General features: G+C 59.2%; 20 protein-coding genes. 9 read left to right on the top strand and 11 right to left on the bottom strand.

Annotated elements, in window-relative coordinates; all coding sequences use genetic code 11:
- Positions 1 to 29 precede the first annotated feature (29 nt).
- Both AC07T0_RS22315 and AC07T0_RS22310 read left to right on the top strand, forming a co-directional pair.
- Positions 30 to 527 (top strand): methyl-accepting chemotaxis protein, encoded by a 498-nt coding sequence (locus AC07T0_RS22315; protein WP_495003235.1) that lies wholly within the window; start codon positions 30 to 32, stop codon positions 525 to 527.
- 228 nt (positions 528 to 755) lie between these two features.
- On the top strand, positions 756 to 2,333 hold the full coding sequence (locus AC07T0_RS22310) for a sensor domain-containing diguanylate cyclase (protein WP_495003221.1): 1,578 nt from the start codon (positions 756 to 758) through the stop codon (positions 2,331 to 2,333).
- Positions 2,334 to 2,417: 84 nt separating this feature from the next.
- Here the strand turns inward: AC07T0_RS22310 and AC07T0_RS22305 are convergent, their stop codons facing one another.
- Positions 2,418 to 2,651 (bottom strand): hypothetical protein, encoded by a 234-nt coding sequence (locus AC07T0_RS22305; protein ID WP_495003220.1) that lies wholly within the window; start codon positions 2,649 to 2,651, stop codon positions 2,418 to 2,420.
- A 601-nt stretch (positions 2,652 to 3,252) separates the two neighbouring features.
- Positions 3,253 to 3,555, bottom strand: coding sequence for a putative quinol monooxygenase (locus AC07T0_RS22300; protein WP_495003219.1), 303 nt, complete (start codon positions 3,553 to 3,555; stop codon positions 3,253 to 3,255).
- Between the two features lie 234 nt (positions 3,556 to 3,789).
- Between AC07T0_RS22300 and AC07T0_RS22295 the strand changes: the two genes are divergently transcribed.
- The 3 genes from AC07T0_RS22295 (at position 3,790) to AC07T0_RS22285 (ending at position 6,020) form a co-directional block, all read left to right on the top strand.
- Positions 3,790 to 4,959 (top strand): alginate lyase family protein, encoded by a 1,170-nt coding sequence (locus tag AC07T0_RS22295; protein WP_495003234.1) that lies wholly within the window; start codon positions 3,790 to 3,792, stop codon positions 4,957 to 4,959.
- A gap of 212 nt (positions 4,960 to 5,171) precedes the next feature.
- Positions 5,172 to 5,384, top strand: a complete 213-nt coding sequence (locus tag AC07T0_RS22290) for a DUF1059 domain-containing protein (protein ID WP_495003218.1) — start codon at positions 5,172 to 5,174, stop codon at positions 5,382 to 5,384.
- 396 nt (positions 5,385 to 5,780) lie between these two features.
- Complete coding sequence (locus AC07T0_RS22285; RefSeq protein ID WP_495003217.1) at positions 5,781 to 6,020, top strand: hypothetical protein; 240 nt, start codon at positions 5,781 to 5,783, stop codon at positions 6,018 to 6,020.
- 31 nt (positions 6,021 to 6,051) lie between these two features.
- On the opposite strand, the gene AC07T0_RS22280 is transcribed toward AC07T0_RS22285, so the two are convergent.
- The 4 genes from AC07T0_RS22280 to AC07T0_RS22265 all read right to left on the bottom strand — a co-directional run bounded on the left by AC07T0_RS22280 (position 6,052) and on the right by AC07T0_RS22265 (position 8,754).
- Positions 6,052 to 6,420 (bottom strand): hypothetical protein, encoded by a 369-nt coding sequence (locus tag AC07T0_RS22280; RefSeq protein ID WP_495003216.1) that lies wholly within the window; start codon positions 6,418 to 6,420, stop codon positions 6,052 to 6,054.
- The gene (locus tag AC07T0_RS22275; protein ID WP_495003215.1) at positions 6,420 to 7,388 is read right to left on the bottom strand and encodes a hypothetical protein; all 969 of its coding nucleotides are present in this window, start codon (positions 7,386 to 7,388) and stop codon (positions 6,420 to 6,422) included. Before AC07T0_RS22275 ends, AC07T0_RS22280 begins: the two co-directional genes overlap by 1 nt.
- Before the next feature lie 380 nt (positions 7,389 to 7,768).
- Complete coding sequence (locus tag AC07T0_RS22270) at positions 7,769 to 8,257, bottom strand: RES family NAD+ phosphorylase (RefSeq protein WP_495003214.1); 489 nt, start codon at positions 8,255 to 8,257, stop codon at positions 7,769 to 7,771.
- Positions 8,254 to 8,754, bottom strand: coding sequence for an Xre family toxin-antitoxin system antitoxin (locus AC07T0_RS22265; RefSeq protein WP_495003213.1), 501 nt, complete (start codon positions 8,752 to 8,754; stop codon positions 8,254 to 8,256). Before AC07T0_RS22265 ends, AC07T0_RS22270 begins: the two co-directional genes overlap by 4 nt.
- 271 nt (positions 8,755 to 9,025) lie before the next feature.
- Here AC07T0_RS22265 and dusA point away from each other — a divergent pair, with 271 nt between their 5' ends.
- Positions 9,026 to 10,027, top strand: a complete 1,002-nt coding sequence (gene dusA, locus AC07T0_RS22260) for a tRNA dihydrouridine(20/20a) synthase DusA (protein WP_495003212.1) — start codon at positions 9,026 to 9,028, stop codon at positions 10,025 to 10,027.
- Positions 10,028 to 10,297: 270 nt separating this feature from the next.
- Here dusA and rssC read toward each other — a convergent pair whose 3' ends face one another.
- Together rssC and rssB are read right to left on the bottom strand one after the other, a co-directional pair.
- Entirely contained in the window at positions 10,298 to 10,780 is a 483-nt protein-coding gene (gene rssC, locus AC07T0_RS22255) for an anti-sigma factor antagonist RssC (RefSeq protein ID WP_248805119.1), read from the bottom strand.
- The gene (gene rssB / locus AC07T0_RS22250; RefSeq protein ID WP_495003211.1) at positions 10,780 to 11,961 is read right to left on the bottom strand and encodes a two-component system response regulator RssB; all 1,182 of its coding nucleotides are present in this window, start codon (positions 11,959 to 11,961) and stop codon (positions 10,780 to 10,782) included. Before rssB ends, rssC begins: the two co-directional genes overlap by 1 nt.
- A 276-nt stretch (positions 11,962 to 12,237) precedes the next feature.
- Here rssB and AC07T0_RS22245 point away from each other — a divergent pair, with 276 nt between their 5' ends.
- Positions 12,238 to 12,534 carry a PilZ domain-containing protein gene (locus tag AC07T0_RS22245; protein ID WP_495003210.1) on the top strand — a complete coding sequence of 99 codons (297 nt, stop codon included), beginning with the start codon at positions 12,238 to 12,240 and terminating at the stop codon, positions 12,532 to 12,534.
- A gap of 63 nt (positions 12,535 to 12,597) precedes the next feature.
- On the opposite strand, the gene AC07T0_RS22240 is transcribed toward AC07T0_RS22245, so the two are convergent.
- Positions 12,598 to 13,284: an MlaA family lipoprotein gene (locus tag AC07T0_RS22240; RefSeq protein WP_495003209.1), complete on the bottom strand. Its 687-nt coding sequence runs from the start codon at positions 13,282 to 13,284 to the stop codon at positions 12,598 to 12,600.
- Between the two features lie 195 nt (positions 13,285 to 13,479).
- Here AC07T0_RS22240 and pcrP point away from each other — a divergent pair, with 195 nt between their 5' ends.
- Positions 13,480 to 14,091, top strand: coding sequence for an HAD superfamily inactivated hydrolase PcrP (gene pcrP, locus AC07T0_RS22235; RefSeq protein WP_495003208.1), 612 nt, complete (start codon positions 13,480 to 13,482; stop codon positions 14,089 to 14,091).
- A 123-nt stretch (positions 14,092 to 14,214) separates the two neighbouring features.
- The gene (locus AC07T0_RS22230) at positions 14,215 to 14,478 is read left to right on the top strand and encodes a DUF4404 family protein (RefSeq protein ID WP_495003207.1); all 264 of its coding nucleotides are present in this window, start codon (positions 14,215 to 14,217) and stop codon (positions 14,476 to 14,478) included.
- 71 nt (positions 14,479 to 14,549) lie between these two features.
- On the opposite strand, the gene AC07T0_RS22225 is transcribed toward AC07T0_RS22230, so the two are convergent.
- Entirely contained in the window at positions 14,550 to 19,616 is a 5,067-nt protein-coding gene (locus AC07T0_RS22225; RefSeq protein ID WP_495003206.1) for a dermonecrotic toxin domain-containing protein, read from the bottom strand.
- Positions 19,617 to 19,854: 238 nt separating this feature from the next.
- Positions 19,855 to 24,714 (bottom strand): NAD-glutamate dehydrogenase, encoded by a 4,860-nt coding sequence (locus AC07T0_RS22220; protein WP_495003205.1) that lies wholly within the window; start codon positions 24,712 to 24,714, stop codon positions 19,855 to 19,857.
- Between the last annotated feature and the right edge of the window lie 136 nt (positions 24,715 to 24,850).

The raw sequence follows: 24,850 nt of genomic DNA, 5'->3' as shown, positions 1-24,850 counted from the left end.
AGCACTATTCCCAGGAGTTGCACCTATCGATGGACGACCTGGCCACCACCATCGACCAGCAACACGACGTCGCCGCCGAAGCGCGCTCAACCTTCGACGGCCTGTCCACCCAGGCCGACGAGGTAGTCGGCGGTGCCCGCGAGCTGGCGCAGTCGAGCCTGCGCATCCAATCGATCGTGCAGGTGATCCAGCAGATCGCCGGCCAGACCAACCTGCTCGCCCTCAATGCGGCCATCGAAGCCGCTCGGGCCGGTGAAATGGGCCGCGGCTTTGCCGTGGTGGCCGATGAAGTGCGCAAACTGGCGGAGATCACCCGCAAGAATGCCGGGGAGATTGGCGTGGATATCGATCGGCTGTCGTCCGAGATCCAGAAAGTCGCGGTGCAGATCGAAGATCAGTCCACGGCCGTGGGCACCCTCAGAGGCTTGTTCAACGCTCTGGAAGACTCCAGCCAGACGACCGAGGGGACGTCACGACGGACCAAGACGATTGCCGATACACTAACCGGGCTGACGCGGCGCGGCTGAAGACAAAGGGTCTGTCGGGAACCTGAACACCTGTGGGAGCAATCGGTCGACACTTCCACAGTGGGGTGCCTGTGCTGCCAGGCCCTTTCAAGGTAAAATTGAACAAAACAGCATCAACGATGCTCCGCTCCCCCCGGCGACTACGTGACAGCGTACGCCAGGCATCCCAACCGCCCCATTGCTTGATTGCCACCACAGGCATTCCCATGTCGATCCGGATTCCATCAAATGCCCACCCGGCCAAAGCCAAAACTTAACCTGCGTACTCTTATTCTGCTGATTGCGCTGCTCTCCGCAATCACGACCCTGGCCAACAGTTTCTGGGTGATCTATAAGGTTCAGAAGCAGGAACTGATCACCAACGCACTCAATAACAACAAGGATTATGCGTCGAGAATCGCTGTCGGTATCGAGCAAGTCCTCAGCTCCGACATCGACAAACTCAAATACAGCGCCAGTGTCATCGGCCAGGGTTTTGACGAGCAGGAACGCCTGGGTGACGAAGCCCGGCGATTGCTGAAGCAGGACAGCAGTTTCAATTCCATCCTGGTGGCAAACGCCTCCGGCATGGTCGTGACATCAGCGCCGGAAAATCTGAACATCAGTGGTCAGGCGCTGCGTGACAAAGAGCCACTGCAAACCCGCGCCCCCAAGATCAGCAACTCATTCAGGTCCATCGCCGGCAACCTGGTGATCTTCATCTCTTATCCCGTATTCGGGGCAAAGGGAGAATACCTGGGGCTCATCGGCGGGACCGTGCGGCTCGACCAGGAAAACGCTTTGCACACCCTGGTCGATCAACATGTTCGCCATGACGGTGCCCATGTTTATCTGGTCGACAGGACACGTCGTGTACTCTATCACCCTCAACCCGACAACATCGGCGCCGTAGTGGGCGATGACCCCATCGTCGATGCCGTCCTGCAAAACAAGAGCGGTACCCTCCAGGCGCACAACGCCAAGGGCATCGAGATGCTTGCCGGCTTCGAAACCGTTTCCAGCAGTGGCTGGGGCGTCGTTTCGCAACAGCCGCTTAATAATACCCTCGCCACACTGAATGAGCTGATGGCCAAGGTCGGCCAGGGAATAGCGCCCGTGGGATTGCTCGGGCTCATTCTCATCTGGTGGTCGGGGACGAAGATTGCCAGCCCCCTGTCCATGCTGGCCCGGTATGCGAAACGATTGGATGCGCCTGAAAGCTATAAGCGCATCAGTGCAGTTTCAGCCTTTTTCAACGAGGCCTGGCAAATCCGCCGCGCACTGCTGCTCAGCGTCGGGTTGCTACAGGAGAAGATTGGCCGACTGAACCGACAGGCCCAGAGCGATGCGCTCACCGGCCTGGCCAATCGCCGGGCCATGCAAGATGCGCTGACGCTCTGGGAGGAAACAGGCCAATCATTCGCTGTTGTCTCCCTGGACATCGACCACTTCAAGCGGGTCAACGACACCTTCGGCCATGGCGTGGGCGATGAAACCCTTCGAATCGTCGCCGACCTGATGAAACAGAACTCGCGACAGAACGACTTGCCCTGCCGGGTGGGCGGTGAGGAGTTTGTTCTGCTGCTGCCGAACAGTTCACTCAAGTCGGCGGCCGAAGTAGCCGAACGGCTTCGGGCCTCGATCGAACACACGACCATCGAAACCGTCGGACATATCACGGTTTCGTTCGGCGTTGCCCTCTGGACACCGGAGGGGGAATCCGTCGCCGCGGTATTCGAGAAGGCGGACAAGCTTCTGTATCAGGCTAAGCAGAACGGCCGGAACTGCGTGATGGTAGAAGATGCGGGCGTGCCCGAGAGAACATAGCCTGGCGCCATGCCGATCAAGCGTTTTTTTTGCTCGGCCCGCTTGCCACCCACCCGGGTTGCTCGGGATCTCGACACCCGCCCGTTAGTCGTCCAGGCGCAGCACCATTTGCTCTTCATCATAAAAGCGCCCACCGATCCACAGCACCCGCGGCTTGATGCCGAAGGACTCGAATCCGAGCGAGCGATAGAAGTTGCTAGCAGCGACATTCGTTGGCCACATGGTGGATGGTGAATCGACAATCGCACGAAGGCGGATTGCCCTGTACGGTTGCGCGTCAATCTCCGACAGCGGTCTGATGATATGGCTGTCTTGCATAGACGCGAAACCTCTTCTGCGAATTGAAAGTCACGTCCGGCATGTGGCGTTAGTCTGGGTTGTTGGCTGTTGAGTCGGAGAACTCAATATATCGGTATAGCTGAGTCCGGTTATATTCGCTGATGCGTTGAAACACCTCAAGCGTTCGAACATGAAACTTTTCGAGCAGACAAAAGTAGCGTACGGCCGTTCAGAAGCGGCATGCGGGAGTTGCTCACGCATGCACAAACCGACACTACGAAACATGAATAAATGTATCAAAATAACTACAGCTGAATACAAATTCACAAGCAAAGTACTTATTGAATCTGTCCCCATAGACAGAAGGTGATGGCAGCAAAAAAAAGGAATTTCAAAATACAATAGCGCTTCGCGGTTCCGCTGTTTAATACAGTTCCCAATCAACTATCAGAAATATCTTGAAACCCAACTAATACTGATAACGTCTTACAAAAAAGGAGCGTGCCCGCTCGACTACGACCCAATAGCGTTTGATCATTTCGTAGAGCGGCACGCCAAGCAGACATCACAACCATCTTGTAAGCCAGACCCTGGATCGCTTCAAAATTGACCCGCCCCCTCTCATTCCAGGGTCGCACAGCTAGGCTGGAATCGTTGAACCGAGGTGCAAAACCGTTGCGGGGCCGGCTCTGAAGGTCGGGTTGTATGCGTCCGCTGCAATCATATGAGGCGTAAGATCATGAGCCTCCAGGGCTGATGTCGATGCCCATCGCTCAATCAAAACAAACTGCTCGTCATTGCCAGTAACCCGATGAAGATCGTATTGCAGGCACCCTTCTTCATTTCTGACCAGCGGGGCAAGTTTTTCAAATGCATCAATTTGCACTTGCCCTCGCCCCACCTGTGTGGAAATCAAAATGACTAGTTTCACTTCACTCGACATAAACAGGCTCCCTGCGGGTATTCAGAAATTTGATTGCACATTGCTGTAGGCCGCCGGTCTGACGACCATGGCAGAAAAGCATGATTTGGTCCATGCAGCAAGCCTGCTCGGCTTAGCCCAAACGACACAGCGAACTCGAGCCGTTCACGTGCGGTACAGAATGAACGGTGTACAGTTTTGTACAGACCGCCCTTTCACTCGGAGTTAAAAACGTTGACCTCCTCATTCAAAAGCATGAGCCGTTTAATTGGCACCTTGATGGCGATCGCCTTGTTTGCACCTTCCGTCATGGCAAGCTCTTTCCTTCATCCAGGTGCACTTCACACCCAGGCCGATTTCGACCGCATGAAGGCTCAAGTCACACAACACCTGCAGCCCTGGGCTGACGGATGGGACGTACTGGTCAAGAACCCCCATGCGTCATTGAACTGGACGCCACGCGCTCAGAGCGTGATTTACCGAGGCTATAACGGCACCAACAAGGAAAACTATGCCCTCCTGTTCAACGACGCCGCCGCGGCGTACGCGCTCGCTCTGCGCTGGAAAGTGAGCGGCGACGCCGCCTACGCCGACAAGGCCATCGCGATTCTGGATGCCTGGTCCAAAACGTTGACCCGGATCGATGGGACATCCGACAAATTTCTCGCCAGCGGTATTTACGGCTACCAGTTGGCCAACGCGGCGGAAATCATGCGCACCTACAAGCACTGGCCCGCGGAGGATTTCAACCGATTCAAGAGCCTGATGCTCGATGTGTTCTATCCGATGAACCACGACTTCCTGGTGAACCACAATGGCGCGAAGATCGATCACTACTGGGCCAACTGGGACCTGGCCAACATGGATTCGCTGCTCGCCATTGGCATCCTGACGGATCGCCGCGATATCTACGACGAGGCCATCGAGTACTTCAAGCACGGCAAAGGCAACGGTTCCATCGATCACCTCGTGTGGAAAATCTATCCAGATGGCCTTGGACAGACCCAAGAGAGCGGGCGTGACCAGGGACACAACACCCTCAATGCCGCCGAGCTGGGGGCGTTCTGCCAGATGGCATGGAGCCAGGGCGATGATCTTTTCGCCTACCAGGACAACCGTGTCCTGAAAGGCATGGAGTACATTGCGAAGTACAACCTGGGTCAGGATGTGCCTTACACCCCTTACAGCAACAGCGACGTCACCCAGGACATCATTTCAAACGCAGGACGCGGCGACACTCGCCCTGTCTGGGAGCTGTTCTACAACCACTACGTGGTGCTCAAAGGTCTCGATGCGCCGTACGTCAGTGCATTTGCCAAAAAGATTCGGCCGGAAGGCGGCGGCGGCAACTACGGTCCCAATAGCGGCGGATTTGATCAACTGGGTTACGGCACGCTGACCTATACACTGAAACAGAAACCATAAAAGGTTTCACCGCGAGCAACCGTGGTCGTAAACAATGAGGCTGGTGAAGGGACAGGCGAGGAACTCGTCTTCGTCACTAGCCGGGCCTCTACTACACTTTAAAAGTCGGCCCATTCGATGCGACAGGCCAGTGTGCTTGATGGGGGGATGGCGCGTCGGATGATCGTTCACGCAGGCCACAGCCTGCCTTTCGTCGTAGGGAGGAGAAGATCATGGCGCGCAAATACATTGACTGCCGCGAGTTCCCAAGCGATTCAAAATGCTCGGTCGCGCTGTCCGCAGACTCTGAAAACGAACTGCTCGAGGCCGCGGTACAGCATGCGGTCAGTGTTCACAAGCACACCGACTCAGCGGAGCTGCGGGGGCAACTGAAGACGATGTTTCACGACGGTACCCCGCCTGTTGCAGCACCGCGTCCCGCTTAGCAAGGAGCCCCTCTGTAAGGGTTGCCGAAGGCTTGCGTATTTCGGCCCGTCGTGACCCATTTCCGCCTGTTCCGAAACAGCCGGTCACACCCTTACCGAAATGAGCAGTCACGTTGTTAGCAAAATACCCTGCACCTCATTGTGCATGACCTGACCCGCCGCCACCCTGCGTCCCATTTTGGGGAAGCGAAGGATGGCGGCGCGGCGAGCAGCCATACCGGGTTCCCCCGGCCTTCGCTGACAGTAGATTTCTTTCGCCAGCACCAGCAGGTACTCACGGAGGAGACACTGACCGTCGGCGACGATGAGTTTGCTGTTGGGGGGCTTACGTGGATGGACCACGAGTATGGCAACTTCGGAAACGCTGCCAACCCGGCCTTGTAGTTCCAGCAGACAATGCAGTTGGAGAACGGCGTCCACATCTCGCACTACACGACCCTCAGCAAGGGAGCTCCTGCACCAAAGCTCGATGTGCCGGTGTCGAGCAAGGCAACGATCGAGTTCCCCGATGGAACCACCTACTACCAGACGGATTGCACGATGACGCCGACCGGGAAGACGTGGACCGGTGCGACCGGCGTGGTGTTCTTCATGGAGTTCAAAGTCGAGATTCCATCGTTCGATGTCAAAAAATGACTACAATCGGATCCCCCCCATAAGAAGGTGTTTATTGAAACTGCCGCCATCCCCAATAAACAATAGCAATCGATAAGAACATCATCCCTAAGCAAAAAGGGACGACGAACCAGCGCCTGAGGGCTATTGGAATGGATTCCAGCTCTTGCTCGGTGAGCCATCCACGTCGTATGCAACGCTTTGAAAACACGAAAAGCCCACCGATGGCAAACGTTCTCGCCATTCGGTCGTTATAGGAGTTGCCTTTCCAATATTGGCGTTCTGCAATCATCGCCACATTATCCTTGAGGTAAGCCTCAACCAGATCCAGCTTGGTTTTAGCAACATAGCCCGAAAGGCCGAGACCAAAGAAAATCAGGAACAGAACTAGAAAAGCACCCGAGATCTCTAACGCCATCATCAATGTGCCCTCTCATAAATCACATCCCCTGTAAACTCTCCCGCTCCGCCCCCGATCAGCCCGCCGATATAGCCACCTGCGGCTCCACCAATGATTCGGCAACTCAACGCTCCCCATCCCCCTGATACGATGCCCAATCCAAGGCCGCAAACCAGCAGCCCCGCACGCGCTCCAAATTTTCCTCCGTAGTAAGACCCCGTAATCCCGCCCGCCGCTTTAGCTCCTTCCACATAACGCGCCTTCCTGCACTGCTCCTCCCGTCCCGTCGAACACGCCTCCTGAATCGCCAACCCCGCCGCCCCCACATCCAGCGCCATGCCTACATAGCCACCTTTGCTCAGGAAACGAGAAGTACTGGCAATCTTGTTGATCCGTTGCGCATACCCATCGATTTCCTGGCGATGCAGGTAGCGTCGAGTGGAAATGCCGAGCATCTTCTTGATCGAATTGTTGTGCCGCAGGCTAGTGCCGTAATGGCCGACACCCAGGAGTTGGGTGTCCAGCTTCTGGAACAGTACCTGCCGCTTGGCGATAAACTCAGCCCTGGCTGAAGTACCACCTTTCAAATGCTGCTGATGCAGTTTTTCGATTTCCTTCAAGGTGTCCTCAATCCCACTCAAGTGTCGTCCCCAGGCCGCCGTGGTGCTGCCGATGCCAATCGAGCTGTAACCCAGTAAACCCTGCAACAAATCATAGTTGTTCAGGATCTCGACACCCGCCCTGGGTTCGAGACTTAGAGCCAGATCGATTTCCCGGGCCCGGGTCATCAGCCAGGCTTCTTCGAAAGTACAGGACGCCGTGCTGTCGTCGGGCACGATCACCAGTTGCCCTGGGGTTACCATCGAGCGGCGCAGGTGACTATTGATCGTGTCGAACTTGGTGAGCGCAGGTGAACCGCGCTGTATCAGCAGTTGGCTTTTTAGACTGGGGTAATGAGTGGTTTTTCCATTGATGAATCCGTGCGCCATGTTTCACATCCTTGATGTATAAAAAATGGCGTTAGATATAAAGGCAGATAAACACTAAAAGAAGAGCGATACTGCTATTTTAGACGACTCTCAGCCAACTATCAGAAACATCCTACGCGCTAGCAAAGTGACAATTGACACTACCGACATAGTCACGCAGGTGTACTCGCGCGGCTTCTTCTGGATCCAGGTCACGCAGTTCTGTTGTCCGTGACTCGCTACTAGGCAAAAACACCGTCAGCGTATTCCCCCGATCACAGCATAAAAATTAGAGTATTGAATACCCCCATGCTCGATTGTGATTTCGTCCTCCATAGGCAAACACCTTGTCCTTTTTCGTAAATAAACACGGACTTGAGTCCCTACTGACCAAGCGCCGCTTACTTAAGCAACCGAGTATCCAGCCCAAACCGCTCCTGCGACACAAGTCTGAACTGCTCAGCCGCCAAATCGCAGCTCACCAGCAAATTCCAGGAGTGCCGAGTCACCGCCGAAGGGATCAGCACAAAGGGATACTGCGCCAACAACTCATCAGCAAACTGTCGCTGATTGGGCGAGGGTAATGAAGGGACAAGCCAATTTGGGTTCGGCACATCTTCTGGCTGCACAACCTTGATAAGCGACGAATCCAGCACCTCAAAGCACGTCAGCACATGGGGCACCATATCCAGTGCATCGAACCCCAAGTGGGCCGCAACTTCCAGAATGGCCGTGGACGGGTCGGACGACGCGTAAATCACCCGGCGGCCGGGTGGGTTCCATCGGCCACCGGATCGTTGCGCACCAATGCCACTGTCCCACGTGTCCTTGTAGATCTCGCGGTCGAGGCGCCAAGCGTGCCACCGCCCGTCCCAGGGCAAAGGATTCATTGGTAGACACCGTGTTCAATCCTGCTCAGGTAATCTTCCACCACCTGGAAGCCAAGCGAGTTCTCGATCAGTTCCAGTGGGACATTACCGTCCAGGTACTTGCAGGGTTTCTTCAGCCAATCCTCAGCCAACTGCTGACTGCCAAACACGTTGGTGGCGTGCTCCAAAGTCTGGGCATACTGAAACGCAACCGTACTTTGTTGCTGGTTCAGGCGTACTGGCTTGGTCTCTTTCGCCAAACGCTGGACGGTCCTGACAGACTTCCCTGTAATGCGCTGAACCAGGCCGTGCTCCATGTACAGAGTGGACGTTGAAAGCATGTCCCTGACGTCACTCAGGTCAAAGCCCTCCTGCGTGTACCGGATGATCAGCATGCGCTCATCACCTTTGCGGCCATGTAATAGCACCTCAGTAGGCTTTCTAGTGACGTTCGTTACCACCGCTGCGTTTCCCGTGGATTTGACGGTTGGCTTGTCAGCTTGCTTCGCTGCGGACATAGCGATGACCTCCCTACGACATTTGGCACAATCATAGCGCCAGATGTCGCGATGCGGGAAACTGAGTTTACCGGCCTAGGCGTATCGTAAAAGCGAAGCACTCGAAGCGCTCAAGCCAGCATTTGAAGCGAAACATTTCAAAAGCCAACTGCCCTTGCCAGCCCCGGCGATCAACCCCATTTCCTGATAAACTGCCCCATTCAGCCTCACGCCACTCAAGCCCGCGCCCTGCCCCATCCGCGCCGGCTGCGCCCACAGCGACAGACCTTCCATGCCTTTGAACGACGCGACACCTTCCCGCTCCGAGCCACCTCGCCGCTTTTCCGTGGCCCCGATGATGGATTGGACTGACAGACATTGCAGGTTCTTCCTACGCCTGCTCTCCAAGCACACCCTGCTCTACACCGAAATGGTCACCACTGGCGCCATCCTTCACGGCGACCACGAGCGTTTCCTGCGTCACAACGAAGCCGAGCACCCACTGGCCCTGCAACTGGGCGGCAGCGTGCCGGCTGACCTCGCCGCCTGCGCCCGTATGGCCCAGGATGCCGGTTATGACGAAGTGAACCTTAACGTCGGCTGCCCCAGTGATCGAGTGCAGAACAATATGATCGGCGCCTGCCTGATGGGGCATCCCGAGCTGGTGGCCGATTGTGTGAAAGCCATGCGCGATGCCGTGTCGATTCCAGTTACGGTCAAACACCGCATCGGTATCAACGGCCGTGACAGCTACGCCGAACTCTGCGATTTCGTCGGCAAAGTGCAGGAAGCCGGTTGCCGCAGTTTCACCGTGCATGCGCGGATCGCGATTCTGGAAGGTCTGTCGCCAAAGGAGAATCGGGATATTCCGCCGCTGCGTTATGACGTGGCCGCTCAGTTGAAGCGGGACTTTCCAGCGCTGGAGATCATCCTTAACGGCGGGATCAAGACCCTGGAGCAGTGTCACGAGCATTTGCAGACGTTTGACGGGGTGATGCTGGGCCGCGAGGCGTATCACAACCCGTATCTGCTGGCCGAGGTGGATCAGCAGTTGTTTGGCAGTGAAGCGCCGGTGATTTCACGGGCGGAAGCGTTGGTGCAGTTGCGGCCTTATGTGGCGGCGCATATTGCTGATGGTGGCGCGATGCACCATATCACCCGGCATGTGCTGGGGCTGGGTACCGGGTTTCCGGGGGCGCGGCGGTTTCGGCAGTTGCTGTCGGTGGATATTCACAAGGCCAAGGATCCACTGGCGTTGCTGGATCAGGCTGGGGAGTTGTTGGAGGGGCGGTAATGCGCTCGGCGAGAGACCGCGTTATCGTTCTTCGCGGGCAAGCTCCGCTCCCACAAGGACCGCGTTATCGTTCATCGCCAGCAAGCTCCGCTCCCACAAGGACCGCGTTATCGTTCTTCGCCAGCAAGCTCCGCTCCCACAAGGACCGCGTTATCGTTCATCGCCAGCAAGCTGGCTCCTACAGGGGCGGCGGGGCGTTCGAGAACAGCGCAAAAAGGGCGACATCTGCTTAGATGTCGCCCTTTTTTGTACGCTCTCGGCGTTAGACGGTCAGGTGCGCTCCAGCGCATTCACCAAGTCGTGAAAGGCTTCGCGGTTCGAATCGTTCAGGCCCATCAGGATCTTGTGCGCTTCCAGTACCTTGACCCGCACCACCTCTTCCGACTGATCCTGCGATGGCAGGTCAGTCAGGCAGTCCGTGCACGGAATCGGGTGATTGACGATGTTGAAGACCTGGTCAAACCCCATGGACTGCAACAACCGGGTGATATCGTCGTGGGTGGTGACCACGGTCGGCAACAAGCCCACCTTCTGCCGCGACAAAATCGACAGCTTGGCCAGCAAACCCAGCGTGGTGCTGTCGATGCTGCGGGTTTCCGTCAGGTCAATCACAATCGCCGAGAAGTTCAGCGCCGTGAAAATCCTTTCAATTGTTGCATCCAACGCTGAACAGAGGGTCAGGCGAACTTCACCGACGAACTTCAGAACGAAGGTGCCATCCTGCTCGGCGAACTGGATTCTACCGGTACTCATCAAATGTTCCTGCTCAACACTAACAGGGCGATATCATCCGGCATCTCCCCTAGCGTGGCCAATCCAAAGACCTGGCGCAAGCCATCCAGGCTGCCCCCGGCTGTTTTTACCAGTTCAGGCAAAGCAGCCTCTTTCTCTTTGAGTGTATCTTGCTTCAAAAGGTCCAAGATGCCATCTGACATCAGCGTCAAGCTGAACGCCGGCGGCAGCTCCAGAATGTGATCTTCATAGGTAGCTTCGTTGAACAAGCCCACCGGTAAACCACGACCTTCCAGGTAACGCACGCTGTCCGGGGTGTAGAGCACCGGCAACGGCAAATGCCCACCAATGCTGTAGGTCAGCAACCCGGTTTCTTCATCGATAACGCCGCCAACCATGGTCACATGCTTGCCCAGCTTGCAGTTGATCAGGCCGCGGTTGATATGACCCAGCACTTGCGACGGGGTGAACTCCGGCAAGGTACCGTTGCGCTTGGATTCGAACAGCAGCCGCGTGGTCATGAATTTCAGCAGCACGGTGACAAACGCCGACGACGCACCATGACCGGACACGTCCGCCAGGTAGAACGCCACGCGGCGCTCATCAACCCGGAAGTAGTCGACAAAATCGCCTGACAGGTACAACGACGGAATGATCTGGTGCGCGAACTGGAAGTCGTCGATGCTCCACGGGCTGGTCGGCAGCATGTTCATCTGCACCTGGCGACCGGCGTTCTGGTCTTCCTGGAGCAGGTGCAGGCTGGCTTCGAGCTCGCGGTTGGCGGTTTCCAGCTTCTCGCGGTAGCGCTGGTTCTCCAGCAGCAGGTGCGCACGATCCAACGCCCGGCGCACGGAGTGCTCCAGGACGGCGAGATCCTCAAGAGGCTTGATCAGGTAGTCGGCAGCACCCAGGCGCAACGCCTCGACAGCGTCGTTCATGACGCCCGCGCCGGACACCACGATGACGGGTGTCTGCGGTGAAAGGTCGGTCACCTGACGAATCAGCTCGAGACCGCCCATCTGGGGCATCCGCAGGTCGCAGATCACCAGGTCGGGCTTGGACTGCTCGAATACCTCAAGACCCTGTAAGCCATTACCGGCCTGCAGGACGCTGAATCCGCTGTCTTCCAAGTAGGCCGCAAGGCTTGCACGCACTACTTCGTCGTCATCAATTATCAGCAGCGTGGCACTGGTTTTTTGCATGTGGGCAAACGGCGCCAGAATTAGGTTGGCGTAGACAGCAAGGCAACGTGCCCGACTCGTACTACTGGATTCGCTTTCTAGCCTCTCTGTCGCGAACAAGTCGGACGATCACGTCCGGTGCATCGGTATCAGAGGTGCCCTTCTAAGGCGCAGACGGTACTCCCATCCGCCGGGCGTTTCAAGCTCATGCCGATGGTCGCTTGACGTCTTTACACCTCAAATCACCGGGAGTTATAAGAACAGTGCAAACCACAACGGAATTGAAGGACTGCCCCCATGAGCCGAACCGATCAGGACTACAGTGAAAAGCGTGATTACATCCGGATGCGCGTCGAGGCCGACGTCACGCTGATCCACGCCGGACTGGAGATTTCCGCCACCTGCCTGGACCTGTCGAGCAGCGGCATGCAGATCGCCGCGCCAAGGGCCTTCAAGGCCGGTGACCAGCTGCTGGTGCGCATCGAGTCCGATCACCCGTCCCTCAAGGGCCTGGAGGCTGAGACCGAGGTGGTTTGGGTCCACGACGACGAAGCTGGTCAGCGACTGGGGCTGCATATCCTGAAGATGAGTTGAGACCTGCCAGGCACAAAAAAAGGCGCCCCCTTGAGGTCGCCTTTTTCATTGGCCCGGTGACGATCAGAAATCGTCTACAACCTTGCCGTCCTTGACCTTGAACTCGCGGTTCTGCAGATAGGCGTTGCGGATGAAGATGTACTTGTCGCCGGTGATCAGCTTCTCGCTCGACAGCAGGCTGGTGCGGGTGTCGATCACCTGCGCGCCGAGCGACATGTTGCGCGCTGGAATGTCGTTCATGTAACGCCAAGGCTGGGTATAGGTGTCGATGTACTTGGACGGCGCGTCACGCAGGGTGCTCGGGCCGAAGAACGGGATGACCACGTACGGACCGCTGCCCACGCCCCAGTGTCCCAGGGTCTGGCCGAAGTCTTCGTCGTTACGCTGCAGCCCCATCTTGGTGCCGACATCGAAGAAACCGGCGACCCCGAAAATGGTGTTGAAGAAGATCCGTGAAGTATCGACGCCGGCCGCTTGAGGCTTGAGCTGCAACACGTCGTTGGCCAGATTCTGCACATCGCCGATGTTGCGGAACATGTTGTGGATGCCGTCGATCAGGAACTGCGGCGTCACCGCCTGATAGCCCTGGGCCAAAGGTTTCAGCGCGTAGGTGTCCAGCACATCGTTGAACTTGAAGATGGGGCGGTTGACGCTCTCCCATGGATCTTCATCTGCCGCCTGTGCGGCAAATGGCACCAGCGCAACGCTGGCACACAGGGACAATTGAGCTAGACGATCGATCCAGCGCATAAAAAGAACTCCTTGGATAAGACGGGCTGGGCAACCGCGCCCTCGAAAAGCGGCCAGTATAAAGCGGATAACTTCGATTAGGCAGTCTGGCCGGAACAAGTCCTACAAAGATTTGCAGATTACCCAAGACCGGCCGCCGTCATCCAACTGTCATGGGAGTGTCTTAACCTGCGGAGTCATTTCAGGGACGTTGCCATGCCATTACCCGCTGCCGTACCGCTGCCCGCGCCCACCGCCCTGCTCTTCGGTCTGAGCGGTTGTCTGGTGGATTTCGGTGCCCGCGCCCGCCCTCATCTGGACCCGGACGAGCACAACCACGCGACACCGGGTGCGCTGGAAATACTGCAGGGATTACAGCAACGTGGCGTGCCTTGTGCTTGGCTGGATGAATTGCCCCTCGCGGTCAGTCAACCGCTCGCCGCGACCCTGCCACGCTGGGTCAAAGCCTCCCACTCCCCCGCCAATGGCGTCCAATGGCCGGCGCCCAACGCCTGCTGGCATGCGCTGATGACCCTCGGCGTGCAGCAACTGGACGGCTGCGTGCTGGTCAGCGGCGAACCGCGCCTGTTGCAATCGGGCCTGAATGCCGGGTTGTGGACCATCGGCCTGGCCTCCTGCGGTCCCTTGTGCGGCCTGTCGCCAGTGGAGTGGCAGGCACTGCCGCAAAAGGAGCGGGAGCGCAAACGCGGCAAGGCCACCGTGGAACTGTTCGGCCTCGGTGTGCACTCGGTGATCGATCATCTGGGTGAACTGGCGACCTGCCTGGATGACATCGCCCTGCGCCGGCTCAAGGGTGAGAAGCCCTGACGCGGCGATCTTGATCGAGGTCATGCAGGCCGCGCGGGAGTGGATTACTCTGACAGTCAGGCACAGACTTTTAGCGCCACATGGCGGTCTATGCCAAAGACTATCCAAAGAGGAAGTACCACAATGCCTGCCCGCGAACTGCAAGAACAACTCAATACCCTGCGCGAGCAACTGGAGCAGAGTCCGCCCCTGTCACCGGAAGAACGTGAACATCTGCAAGTGTTGATGCAACAGATCGAAGCGCAAATCAAACTGGAAACCTCGACCCAGGACAACAGCCTGGCGGACGGCGTCAACCTCGCCGTGGAGCGTTTCGAACTCGAACACCCCGCCATCGCCGTCACCTTGCGCAATATCGTCCAGACCCTGGGCAATATCGGCATCTAAGCGACTCGCAGCCAGGCCCGGCGTTCGCCCTTGACGGGTGCGCCGGGCACAGCGTGCAAGGGTCGACGCTTCTACAGGTCGACACTCTCGACCCCCTGCGCCCGCGCCAATGCCTCCCGGGTCAGTTGCTCCAAGCCACTTTTTCGTTGCTGAGCAATCACTTCGAGCGCACCGGTGTACAAGGTCTCGCTCATTTCCTTGCCAAGGGGAATGTCGGCCTGGGCGATCCCCAGGGTGGCCGCCGTGCTCAGTACCGTACCTGTCCATCCCGCTCGTTCCTGGGACGAAGCTTGCGGCTGCCGCGCCAGGTCCTCCAACGCCGCCCGCAGGTCCTCTAGTGCATTCAAGCGCGCCTGTGCGGCGCGGGCGTAGCTCACCACCTCGGGCAACGCTTCCAGGTAGTCCATCCATAGAGGCTGCTCAAGCAGCAGCGCGACCCGCTTGTCCAGCGTGCTCTCGGCGGCCAGCACCCGGGTGCCTGCCTGCCAGGTCATGTCCTGCGAGACGTTGCTGGCGCCGCGATACAGCATCGACAACGGCTGCCAGGACAACCCCAGGCGCTGGGCGAGATCGACCCGATAGGCGAGGAAAATCTCCACCTCGTCGACGTCGGGCCAGCGCCCATCAGCCGCCAGCGCCGCCAGGTTCCCCGCCTCCTCGACCTCGGCCGGACTGGCCTGACGCGCCCTGGCCAGGTGCATTGCCTCTGTCCTGGCCTGCTCTACCCGGGTCGACCTGAGGATCTCCTGGTTTGTGGTCTCGACTTTCGCGATGTCGTTCAAGCGCCCCAGCCGCGCACGGCCCTCGGCCAGTTGCAGATAGGCACTTTCCCGGGCCTCCCCGGTCAGGCCGCGTGCTTCGTAGAGCAAGACCTCGGCCCCCAAGCGACTGAAAACCTCGGTGAAGCCATCGGCACAGGTTTCCAGGTCGGTCGTCCAGGCAAACAGCGCCCGACGCAGCGTGGTGTCCCGGGTCGCCGCCTCGATCATCCGCCAGACCCGGCGGGTCAACTGCGCACGGAATTCGATACGGTAATCAGCCGACTGACGCAACGCCGCGATGGCGGCCAGGAACGTTTCATGTCCGGGCTCATGGGCGATCAGGTTCCACAGCGTCCGTCGACGCTCCTGTTCCTCGACCGAAAAGCTGCTGTCCAACCAACTCTCCACCACCGGAACCAGGCTCGGCACGCCCACCGTGAGTCCGATTTCTCCCGGCAACATAAAGCGTACCGAAGGTCGATCACGGAACATGGCGATGTTTTGCCGTGTCACATCATCCAGCGGATTGCCGTAGAGCAGGACCGTCCGCATCCGCTGGCTGCTCAGGGCATAAAAGTCCCCTGGCAGGGAGGTCAGGCGATTGCCTTGCACATCCAGCAATGTCAGGTCCAGCAACTCCAGCGCCCCGGCCGGCCAGGCGATAAGTTCGCTGCGTTGCACCTGCAGCGCTCGCAGTCCAGGCATGCCTCGGGCATCGAAGGTGCTCAGGGGGTTGCCATTCAGATTCAAGCGCCTCAGGCCCCTCATGCTGCGCAGTTGCGCGCCCAGCGCCTGGGTCCAGGCGATGCGATTGCCATTGAGCTGCAAGTTGCTCAGTTCGCCCATCAGCCCAAGACTCGTCGGCAGCTGGGTGAGCCGGCCACCGGTGATCTGCAACCGGCGCACCTTGGGAAAACGCTTGAGAAACTCATTCAGGTCATTACGATCGCGCAGCCCCACCATGGCCAGTTTCAAGGAGGCCACATGCTCGAAACTTTCATCCAGTTCGGGCAACTTCAGCAGATTGGCCCCGGAGAGATCCAACTCATACCCCAGCACCTGCCCCGTGGAATCGAGCATCGGCTGCGACTCCCGGCGCCAGCACTGTTTGATCCGTTCCACCACGGCTCTTTTCGCGAGGGTATTGACGTGCCAGCCGCCGACGCCACTGTGCTCACTTTCGTACTCGGGCCCCACCCGCCAGTACTCCAGCGCCAGCTTCAGCTTCTGGTACTCGGTGCGCCGCAGCTTCAGGGCCGCCAGGAACGCCTGGTCATCCGGCCCTTCCAACACCAGAAATCGCCGCACCGCCTCCGGGTCCTGGCCGGGATAGAGCTTGTCCACCAGCCGCTGGATATGGCCCGGCAGCCCTGCCAGGGTGCTCTGCCGCTGCCCTCCGAGCGGGTAACCGATGCGGCCATCGCTCAAGCGCATCGGCGAGCGGAATCCGGGCTGGATCGCCGGCATCTTCAACAGCCGGCGAATCCGCTCGCGGGACAGCGTCAGACGTTGCACCACCGCTCGCTTAAGCTGCTCCGGTCGAGTGGTTCGCGAGAACCCCACGGACTTCAACGCGTCGTCCGGCAGGGCCCTCAGCAACGTGGCTTGAAGACTGCCCGGGGGCTGCGCCGGCCGGCCGAGCGCGCCCTCGATCACGTACTCGTTCGAGGTGCGGATCAGCGCCAGGCGGTTTTCAATCGAGGTCGGCGCGCCCAGGCTGTCAATCAACCTCAGGCCACCCGGCGCCAAGGCAGACGGTTCATAGAGCTCGATACGCAAGGCTTTCGACCAACCCGGCAGGTTGTCCAGGGAATGCAGGAACAGCCGATCGGCATCCAGACTGACCGATGACTCGAGGAACATCCCCTCATACGCCCGGGCGATACGCACCTGTTGCAAATACCAGTGGCTTTCTTCCGCCAGCCGCAACGGCAACTTGCCGGCTTCCAGCAAGCCGATTTCATAAGCCTCGGCCGCACTCACCAATTCTTCGATAACCGCCGTTGGCAGGCCCGGAAACGAACGTTTGAACACCGCGGCGAAAGGGTTTGTCGAACGGGTACGAAACTCGTAATAGTTCTCGAATAACGCACTGCGCTGATTTTGCGCCTCGTCCACCAGGCGCTTGTTCAATGCCGCCCGTTGTTGCTCGGCGCTCAACGACGGCTGATCGGCACGCCGTCCGAGCATCGCCTCGATCTCCGCCAGATCGAGCCCCTGCTGCACCACCTCCAACAGCTGGCCGTCACGTATCTGGCTATCGCGGATCGACAATACCGGCAGTTGGGTTTTATCCGCGGGACCGTACGCCTTCAACACACGCCCATCGGCATCCAGGAACCGCAGCACCTTCGAAGACGGCCATACGGTCTCCAGCAACTGTTCCTGGATACGCCAATCAACCAGGTCACCGTTGGTGCTGCCGGTCTCGATAAAGCGCTGGATATCGGCATTGACCCGGAAGCGTGCCACCGTATCGCCGAGCAACGCCGGCGTCTTCATCTGCTCCAGGTAAACCGGACGCAAGGCATCGGCCTCGACGCCACTGACGGTCATGATCCGCCCGACCTGCTCCCAGCTCATGCGCTTGAAGTCGGCGCCCAGACGCTCGAACAAGGTGCATTCATCCCACCATAGCGGGTCTTCCAACTCATGTACCCAAGCGCCTGAACCGTTGTGCCTGAACAGCGGTTCATAGGTGCTGCGGGCCGGGTGCTCGGCATGGTATTCACTGGCAAGCTGGCCGGGCCTGAGCTTGTAGTAGCCACCCTCGAACGGCAGGTAAGCGCTGGCGTTGTGCCGGTGGAGTCCGTACTCGTCGGCCTTGAGCCCTTCGGGCAGCGTCGGGGTCTGTCGATAGGGCTTGAGGTTCGCTTGCCATAAACGGATGTCACCGCCAGGCACCTTGACCCGTTTGAGGCTGTTGATAAACGCGGCGGCGTCACTGTCGCGCGCCACCCCTTGCATGAACGCCCCCAGCTCCAGGGTCAGCACCACGCCGAGAAAGCTCAGCACTGCCTGTTTTTTATCGCCATGCTCCCACTCTTCGATGCCCTCATAGAGCTGCACAAGCAACTGCGCGCCGGCGACCGCCAGCATCGCCTCACCCAAGCCCGGCACAAAAAACAGCAGGTTGACGCCCCAATTCAGGAAGGCTTGCCAACGGGCGCGACGGGTCTTCTTGTCCTCCTCATCGGTCGATACCGCCAACACCCGGGCGTCGTCAAGCATCTTGACCAGATGCTGGGTATAGAGCTCGGTGAAGGGATCGGCAAACATCAGTGCGGTCCGCAGTTGCAAGTCGGCGCGCTCATCCGCTACCCGTTGACGCATTCCCGGGTGCAAGGGGTTGAGCCGCTCGTTGAGAACCGTGAAAAAGATCGGCTGGGTGCGCAAGTGGATATACCGTCGGAAGCTGCGCTGATAATCCAGGCTACGCAGCCGGCCTCGCAGCTCATCCTCGAAGGCCGTCAGGTTCGGGTACTGCTTGACTGCCTGCTCCGCATCACCGGACAGATACACCACACAGGGGCGCGCCTTGGGCGCTTGTCGGGACGCCGCGCAAGTCAGTAACACGCCCTTGAGCAGCGCACCTCGATAGCCACTTTGCGGAACAGGCACATTGAGGATCTTGAGGTCATGACATTCCACCGGGTCCGAGCCCCAGACAGGCCGCGGATCGCCGCTGACCAGGCCTTTGAGCATGCGATAGACCGATTCGTCGATATGCCCTTTCATCAGCGCAATATCGGCCTGTACCGCCAATTCGGAAGTCTCGCTGGCCACGAACAATCGCTGAAATTCGTCGCCTGGTTGACCGAAGGCATTCTTGCGCAAGAGGAACGACTCAATATGTTTTTTATATTGCCCGCCCAAATCCAGGCCTCGACATAACAAGGCGAACGCCTGCAGGGTCAGTGGCTTTTTCAGAACTGCGTGGCTTTCGCGGATGACCTGCGAGCCCCGATCGAAGCCAAAATAAGTGGTTTCATTTTTTTCGAAGTTTTGCAGCGCCGCCTGCAATAACGTCTGCTCTGTCACGCTTTCCTGATAGGCCGTGGAGAGTGTTTTCGCCGCCAATATATGAATATGTCTGAGTTTGTCGCGCTGAATATCCAGGCCCGGCCCGAACGCATTGTCCAGGGCCTCTTGCAAGCGCGGCGCGGCGAACACTTCCGGGCTCTGCAAGCCCCGCAGGTAAACCGCCAGGCGGGTTTTATCGGCCTGGTGCAGGCGCATGTTATCGACGTAGGAGCGTCGATGTTCGGCGGACGCTTTTTTCAACCAGTCAGGCAACCCACGTTCCACGGTTGCATAATAATCCTCCGCCTCCAGGGGAACGCTGATATCTGTTTCGTCAACGGTAGAAACAAGCATATTCGGAAAACCTTAAAGAACCTCGATCATTCCGATATTAATCTTCACCGCTCAGGAAACAGTTTAAATAATTAACCGCCCAGGTAAATCCTCCACACAAGTTTTCATAAAAAACAGGTATTTACTGCCACTTCCCGAATTATTGTTTTCCAACGCCAACCGCCCTCACTTTCCAGGCAAAAGAAAGCCCCACCTCCTACGAGGCGGGGCTTTCTTTCAGCGCAACGCTATCAGTCGATTACAGCCCCGACTGACCGCTCAACGCCAGGTCCATCAGTTCACGGTTGGCCACCGCGTACATGGCGTAGTCGGTGCCGCTGGCGGCACGGATTTCCACCAGCATCGAACGCCAGCGCTCGGCCATGCTCGTGTTGCGCTCAAGCCACAGAGCCACACGAGCTTCCATGTCTTGCGGCGCATCGGCCAGTTTCAGCACCGAGATGGTGATCGCACGTTGCTGCCAGTCCACATCGTCGCGGAAGGTTTCACGGGCCTGGGCCTGCCAGTTGTTGCTCACCCGCAGGTCGCTGATCTGCTGGGAGTACCAGGTCAGGTCCAGCTCACTGCCCACCGCGAAGTAGGCCTTGGCCACTTCGGCGGCATCGTGGCCGGAAACGTCGGCGGCCTCGATGATCGGCAACAGGGTGTACAGGTGCGTGGTACCGGCCACCATACGCGCCAGCAACTCCGGCACACCGGCCTGGACATAAGCCTGGTAACGCGCCTGCCAGACTTCCCGGGTCGGGCCTTCCAGCAGTTCGTCGAGCTTGAGACCCAGCGCCGCCAGGTGTGGACCAAAGTGCGCGACATCACGGGCAGCATCCTGCTCGTTGCGACGGCTGCGCAGGAACCAGCGCGTGGCACGACGGCCCAGGCGCATCAGCTCGTCCATCAGCTCCAGCTGGGTCTCGGCCGAAACCTTGTAGTCCAGGGCTTCGATCTGACGGAACCAGTGCGGGAGGTGGAAGATGTCACGCACGATCACATAAGCACCGGCCACGTTCGCCGGGCTCATGCCAGTGGACTCCTTCAGACGCTGCACGAAGGTGATGCCCATGTGGTTGACCAGGTCGTTGGCGATCTGGGTGCTGACAATCTCGCGCTTGAGGCGGTGACGGCGCATGGCGTCGGCGAACTTGCTCACCAGCATCGGTGGGAACGCGGTTTCCATGTCGCGGGTCAGGTACTCGTCGTCCGGTACCTTGGACTCGAGCAACGCCGCCTTGAGGTCGATCTTGCTGTAGGAGATCAGCACCGACAGCTCGGCACGGGTCAGGCCCTGGCCTGCCGCGACGCGCTCGACCAGTTGCTCTTCCGACGGCAGGAACTCGATGGCCCGGTCCAGCTTGCCACGGGCTTCCAGGTCACCCATCAGGCGCTTGTACTCGGCGATCCGCTCGACTGCGCGACGGGCCGCCAGGGACAGGGCCTGGGTCTGCTTGTAGTTGTTGCCGAGGACCAGGCCGCCGACTTCGTCGGTCATGCTGCCCAGCAGCTGATTGCGCTGCTTCTCGGTCATATCGCCGGCCTGCACGACTTCGTTGAGCAGGATCTTGATATTCACTTCGTGGTCGGAGCAGTCCACGCCACCGGCGTTGTCGATGAAGTCGGTGTTGGAACCGCCGCCATTGAGGCCGAACTCGACGCGACCGAGCTGGGTCATGCCCAGGTTACCGCCCTCTCCCACGACCTTGCAGCGCAGTTCGTTACCGTTGACGCGCAGTGCATCGTTGGCCTTGTCGCCGACATCGGCGTGGCTTTCGCTGCTGGCCTTGACGTAGGTACCGATACCGCCGTTCCACAACAGATCCACCGGCGCCTTGAGCAAGGCATTGAGCAGCTCGGTCGGGGTCAGCTTGTCGGCGCCGATGTCGAAGCGCTCTTTCATCTGCGGGGAAATCGCGATGCTCTTCGCGCTGCGCGAGAAGATGCCGCCGCCTTCGGACATGAGGCTGACGTCGTAGTCCGACCAGGCCGAACGCGGCAGGTCGAACAGGCGCTGGCGCTCGGCGAAGCTGCTGGCAGGCTCCGGGTTCGGGTCGATGAAGATGTGCAGGTGGTTGAAGGCCGCGACCAGCTTGAGCTTGTCGGACATCAACAGGCCGTTGCCGAACACGTCGCCGGCCATGTCGCCGACGCCCACCACGGTGATGCTGTCTTCCTGGACATTGATGCCACGTTCACGGAAGTGGCGCTGTACGCCGACCCACGCGCCCTTGGCGGTGATGCCCATCTTCTTGTGGTCGTAACCGGCCGAGCCGCCGGAGGCGAAGGCGTCGCCGAGCCAGAAGCCGTAGTCGATGGCAATGCCGTTGGCGATGTCGGAGAAGGTCGCGGTGCCCTTGTCCGCCGCCACCACCAGGTAGGGGTCATCGTGGTCATGACGCACGACGTTGGCCGGCGGTACCAGGGCGCCGTCTTTCAGGTTGTCGGTGATGTCCAACAGGCCCGAGATGAAGATGCGGTAGCACGCGATGCCCTCGGCCGCGATCTCGTCACGGCCGCCGCCCAGTGGCAGGCGACGCGGCAGGAAGCCACCCTTCGCCCCCACCGGCACGATCACCGAGTTTTTCACTTGCTGGGCTTTTACCAGGCCCAGGACTTCGGTGCGGTAGTCTTCTTCACGGTCCGACCAGCGCAGGCCGCCGCGGGCGACGTTGCCGAAACGCAGGTGCACACCCTCGACCCGTGGCGAGTAGACGAAGATTTCGAACTTCGGTACCGGCTTGGGCAGCTCGGGAATCGCGTGTGGGTTGAACTTGAAGCTGAAGTACGACTTGTTCTGGCCGTTGGCGTCGGTCTGGTAGAAGTTGGTCCGCAGGGTCGCCTTGATCAGATCAAGGTAGCGACGCAGGATGCGGTCTTCGTTCAGCACCTGGACGTCGTCCAGGGCAGACAGGATCGCGTGCTCCAGGCGCAGCTGCTTGTCGTCGAGGTCTTCGACGCTGAGCTTGCGGGCCAGGTAGAAACGGGTCTTGAACAACCGGGTCAACTCGCGGGCGATGTCGGTGTGGTTGTTCAGGGTGCTGGCGATGTAACCCAGGTCGAAGCCCAGGCGGATCTGCTTCAGGTAACGGGCGTAGGCACGCAGCAGCGCCACGTCGCGCCATGGCAGGCCGGCGGTCAGCACCAGGCGGTTGAACGCATCGTTCTCGGCATCGCCACGGACGATGTGGACGAAGGCGTCCTGCAAGGTGTCGTTGAGCTGCTGGATATCCAGGTCCAGGCCTTCGGCGGCGGTGAAGGCGAAGTCATGGATCCAGAACTCGCGACCGTTGTTGTGCCGCAGGCGATACGGGAACTCGCCAAGCACGCGCAGGCCGAGGTTTTCCAGGATCGGCAAGACGTCGGACAGGGCCAGCGGCGTATCGGCATGATACAGCTTGCAATGCAGCTCGCGCTGGCCGGAGACGTGGCCCAGCGGCTGGTAGAAGCTCATCACCAGCGGATTGCTGTCGCTCAGGCTCAGCAGGTGCTGCATGTCGACCACGGCCGAGTGCGCGGCAAAGCGCTCGCGGTAGCCGGCCGGGAAGCCTTTCGGGAAGTCCGTCAGCACGTTGGTGCCCTGGGCCTCGCCGAAGCCTTCGACCACCAGGCTCTTGTAGTCGTCCTGCCAGCTGCGGCAGGCCTGGATCACTTCGTTTTCCAGTTGCAGCGGGTCGATATCGAGACGGTTCTTCGGGTCGACCCGCAGGATCAGTTGCACACGGGCCAGCACGGACTCGGAGAAGAAGGTCCAGAACTCGCAGTCGCTGGCTTTCAGGCGATCCATCAGCACTTGCTGGATCTTCTGCCGCACTTCGGTGGAGTAGACATCACGCGGCACGTAGGCCAGGCAGTAGCAGAAGCGGCCGTACGGGTCCTTGCGCAGGAACACGCGGATCTTGTTGCGTTCCTGGATCTGCACGATCGACATCACGGTGTTGAACAGCTCATCCACCGGGGTCTGGAACAGATCGTCGCGGGGCAGCACTTCGAGGACCTGGGCCAGTTCCTTGCCCAGGTGGGCCTTGGCCTGGAAGCCCGAACGGCGCTCGACTTCGGCGACCTTGCGGCTGATGTAAGGGATCACTCGCACGCTTTCGCCGTACACCGAAGAGGTGTAGAGGCCCATGAAGCGGCATTCCTTGATGACGTTGCCGGCGGCGTCGATCTCACGGATCGAGACATAGTCGGGGTAGGCATTGCGGTGCACACGGCTCGGGTGCGCGGCCTTGGCGAACGACAGTGGCGTCGGTTCACGCAGGTAGTTGACGGCGTAGTCTTCGATGCGGGTGTCGTCGGGGGTCAGGCCGGCGCGCAGCAATTTGGTCAGGCCGAGGAAGGAGTTGGGGTCATATTCGATATGCCCGCCGTCCTGCTCGTCACGGACCACGAACTCTTCGTAGCCGAGGAAGGTGAAATGGTTGTTCACCAGCCACTGCAGGAAGGTCTTGATCTCGACCTTTTCTTCCGGGTCGATGGCGAACTGGCTGGCGTCGATACCGGCCAGCAGGTCCTGGACCTTGGTCTTCATCGGTTCGAAGTCGGCGACCGCGATCCGCACTTCGGTCAGGACCTGTTCCAGCTCCTTGGACAGCACACTCAGTTCGGCGGCGTTGGCGCAGCGATCGATTTCCAGGTACATCAAGGATTCTTTGTCGATCCCCTCGCCCTGGGTGCCCTTGGGCAGGACTTCGAGCAACTCGCCCTTGCTGCCGCGACGCACGCTCAGCACGGTGGTTTGCAGGGTGTGGATGCTGTAGCCGCGGCGGTTCAGTTCAGTGCGGACCGAGTCGACCAGGAACGGCAGGTCGGGGTGCAGGACCTCGACGGCGGTGTGGGTCGACTGCCAGCCATGGCGCTCGTAATCCGGGTTGTAGGCGCGAACCTGTGCCTGGGTGTGGTCGAAACGCTCCAGCAGACGCCAGGCCGAGAGGGTACAGCCGGCGAGATCGGAGAGCCGGCGCTGGGTCAGCTCGTCCAGGGAAATGATGCCGAAGAACTGCTCAGCGAACAGCGCCACTTGTGGCAGTGCCTGTTCGTTGATGTGCTGCGCCAGTGCCGCCTGCAGTTGGTGCTGGAAGTCGGCTTTGCTGGCTGCGGTGAAGAACGCCATCTGTGGTACTCCGCTTGGGCTTGTTATATAGAGAGAAGCGTCGCGTTTTCTTCCCCGAAAAAGGGGACCTGCATCACTCTGCAGGGTAAATCTGGGCAGTACAGAGTGACAGGTTGATGAAGCTGGCCGCGACCCA

The sequence above is a fragment of the Pseudomonas sp. GW821-FHT04D07 genome (genome assembly GCF_059420225.1).
Note: the sequence above shows the minus strand (reverse complement) of the source record. Positions and strands in the feature narration are given on the sequence as shown.

What these genes read in the sequence shown, in the direction of transcription:
- AC07T0_RS22315 (WP_495003235.1), top strand. Translation starts at nt 30, where the DNA reads ATGGACGACCTGGCCACCACCATCGACCAGCAACACGACGTCGCCGCC.
- AC07T0_RS22310 (WP_495003221.1), top strand. Translation starts at nt 756, where the DNA reads ATGCCCACCCGGCCAAAGCCAAAACTTAACCTGCGTACTCTTATTCTG.
- AC07T0_RS22305 (WP_495003220.1), bottom strand. Translation starts at nt 2,651, where the DNA reads ATGCAAGACAGCCATATCATCAGACCGCTGTCGGAGATTGACGCGCAA.
- AC07T0_RS22300 (WP_495003219.1), bottom strand. Translation starts at nt 3,555, where the DNA reads ATGTCGAGTGAAGTGAAACTAGTCATTTTGATTTCCACACAGGTGGGG.
- AC07T0_RS22295 (WP_495003234.1), top strand. Translation starts at nt 3,790, where the DNA reads ATGAGCCGTTTAATTGGCACCTTGATGGCGATCGCCTTGTTTGCACCT.
- AC07T0_RS22290 (WP_495003218.1), top strand. Translation starts at nt 5,172, where the DNA reads ATGGCGCGCAAATACATTGACTGCCGCGAGTTCCCAAGCGATTCAAAA.
- AC07T0_RS22285 (WP_495003217.1), top strand. Translation starts at nt 5,781, where the DNA reads ATGCAGTTGGAGAACGGCGTCCACATCTCGCACTACACGACCCTCAGC.
- AC07T0_RS22280 (WP_495003216.1), bottom strand. Translation starts at nt 6,420, where the DNA reads ATGATGGCGTTAGAGATCTCGGGTGCTTTTCTAGTTCTGTTCCTGATT.
- AC07T0_RS22275 (WP_495003215.1), bottom strand. Translation starts at nt 7,388, where the DNA reads ATGGCGCACGGATTCATCAATGGAAAAACCACTCATTACCCCAGTCTA.
- AC07T0_RS22270 (WP_495003214.1), bottom strand. Translation starts at nt 8,257, where the DNA reads ATGAATCCTTTGCCCTGGGACGGGCGGTGGCACGCTTGGCGCCTCGAC.
- AC07T0_RS22265 (WP_495003213.1), bottom strand. Translation starts at nt 8,754, where the DNA reads ATGTCCGCAGCGAAGCAAGCTGACAAGCCAACCGTCAAATCCACGGGA.
- dusA (WP_495003212.1), top strand. Translation starts at nt 9,026, where the DNA reads ATGCCTTTGAACGACGCGACACCTTCCCGCTCCGAGCCACCTCGCCGC.
- rssC (WP_248805119.1), bottom strand. Translation starts at nt 10,780, where the DNA reads ATGAGTACCGGTAGAATCCAGTTCGCCGAGCAGGATGGCACCTTCGTT.
- rssB (WP_495003211.1), bottom strand. Translation starts at nt 11,961, where the DNA reads ATGCAAAAAACCAGTGCCACGCTGCTGATAATTGATGACGACGAAGTA.
- AC07T0_RS22245 (WP_495003210.1), top strand. Translation starts at nt 12,238, where the DNA reads ATGAGCCGAACCGATCAGGACTACAGTGAAAAGCGTGATTACATCCGG.
- AC07T0_RS22240 (WP_495003209.1), bottom strand. Translation starts at nt 13,284, where the DNA reads ATGCGCTGGATCGATCGTCTAGCTCAATTGTCCCTGTGTGCCAGCGTT.
- pcrP (WP_495003208.1), top strand. Translation starts at nt 13,480, where the DNA reads ATGCCATTACCCGCTGCCGTACCGCTGCCCGCGCCCACCGCCCTGCTC.
- AC07T0_RS22230 (WP_495003207.1), top strand. Translation starts at nt 14,215, where the DNA reads ATGCCTGCCCGCGAACTGCAAGAACAACTCAATACCCTGCGCGAGCAA.
- AC07T0_RS22225 (WP_495003206.1), bottom strand. Translation starts at nt 19,616, where the DNA reads ATGCTTGTTTCTACCGTTGACGAAACAGATATCAGCGTTCCCCTGGAG.
- AC07T0_RS22220 (WP_495003205.1), bottom strand. Translation starts at nt 24,714, where the DNA reads ATGGCGTTCTTCACCGCAGCCAGCAAAGCCGACTTCCAGCACCAACTG.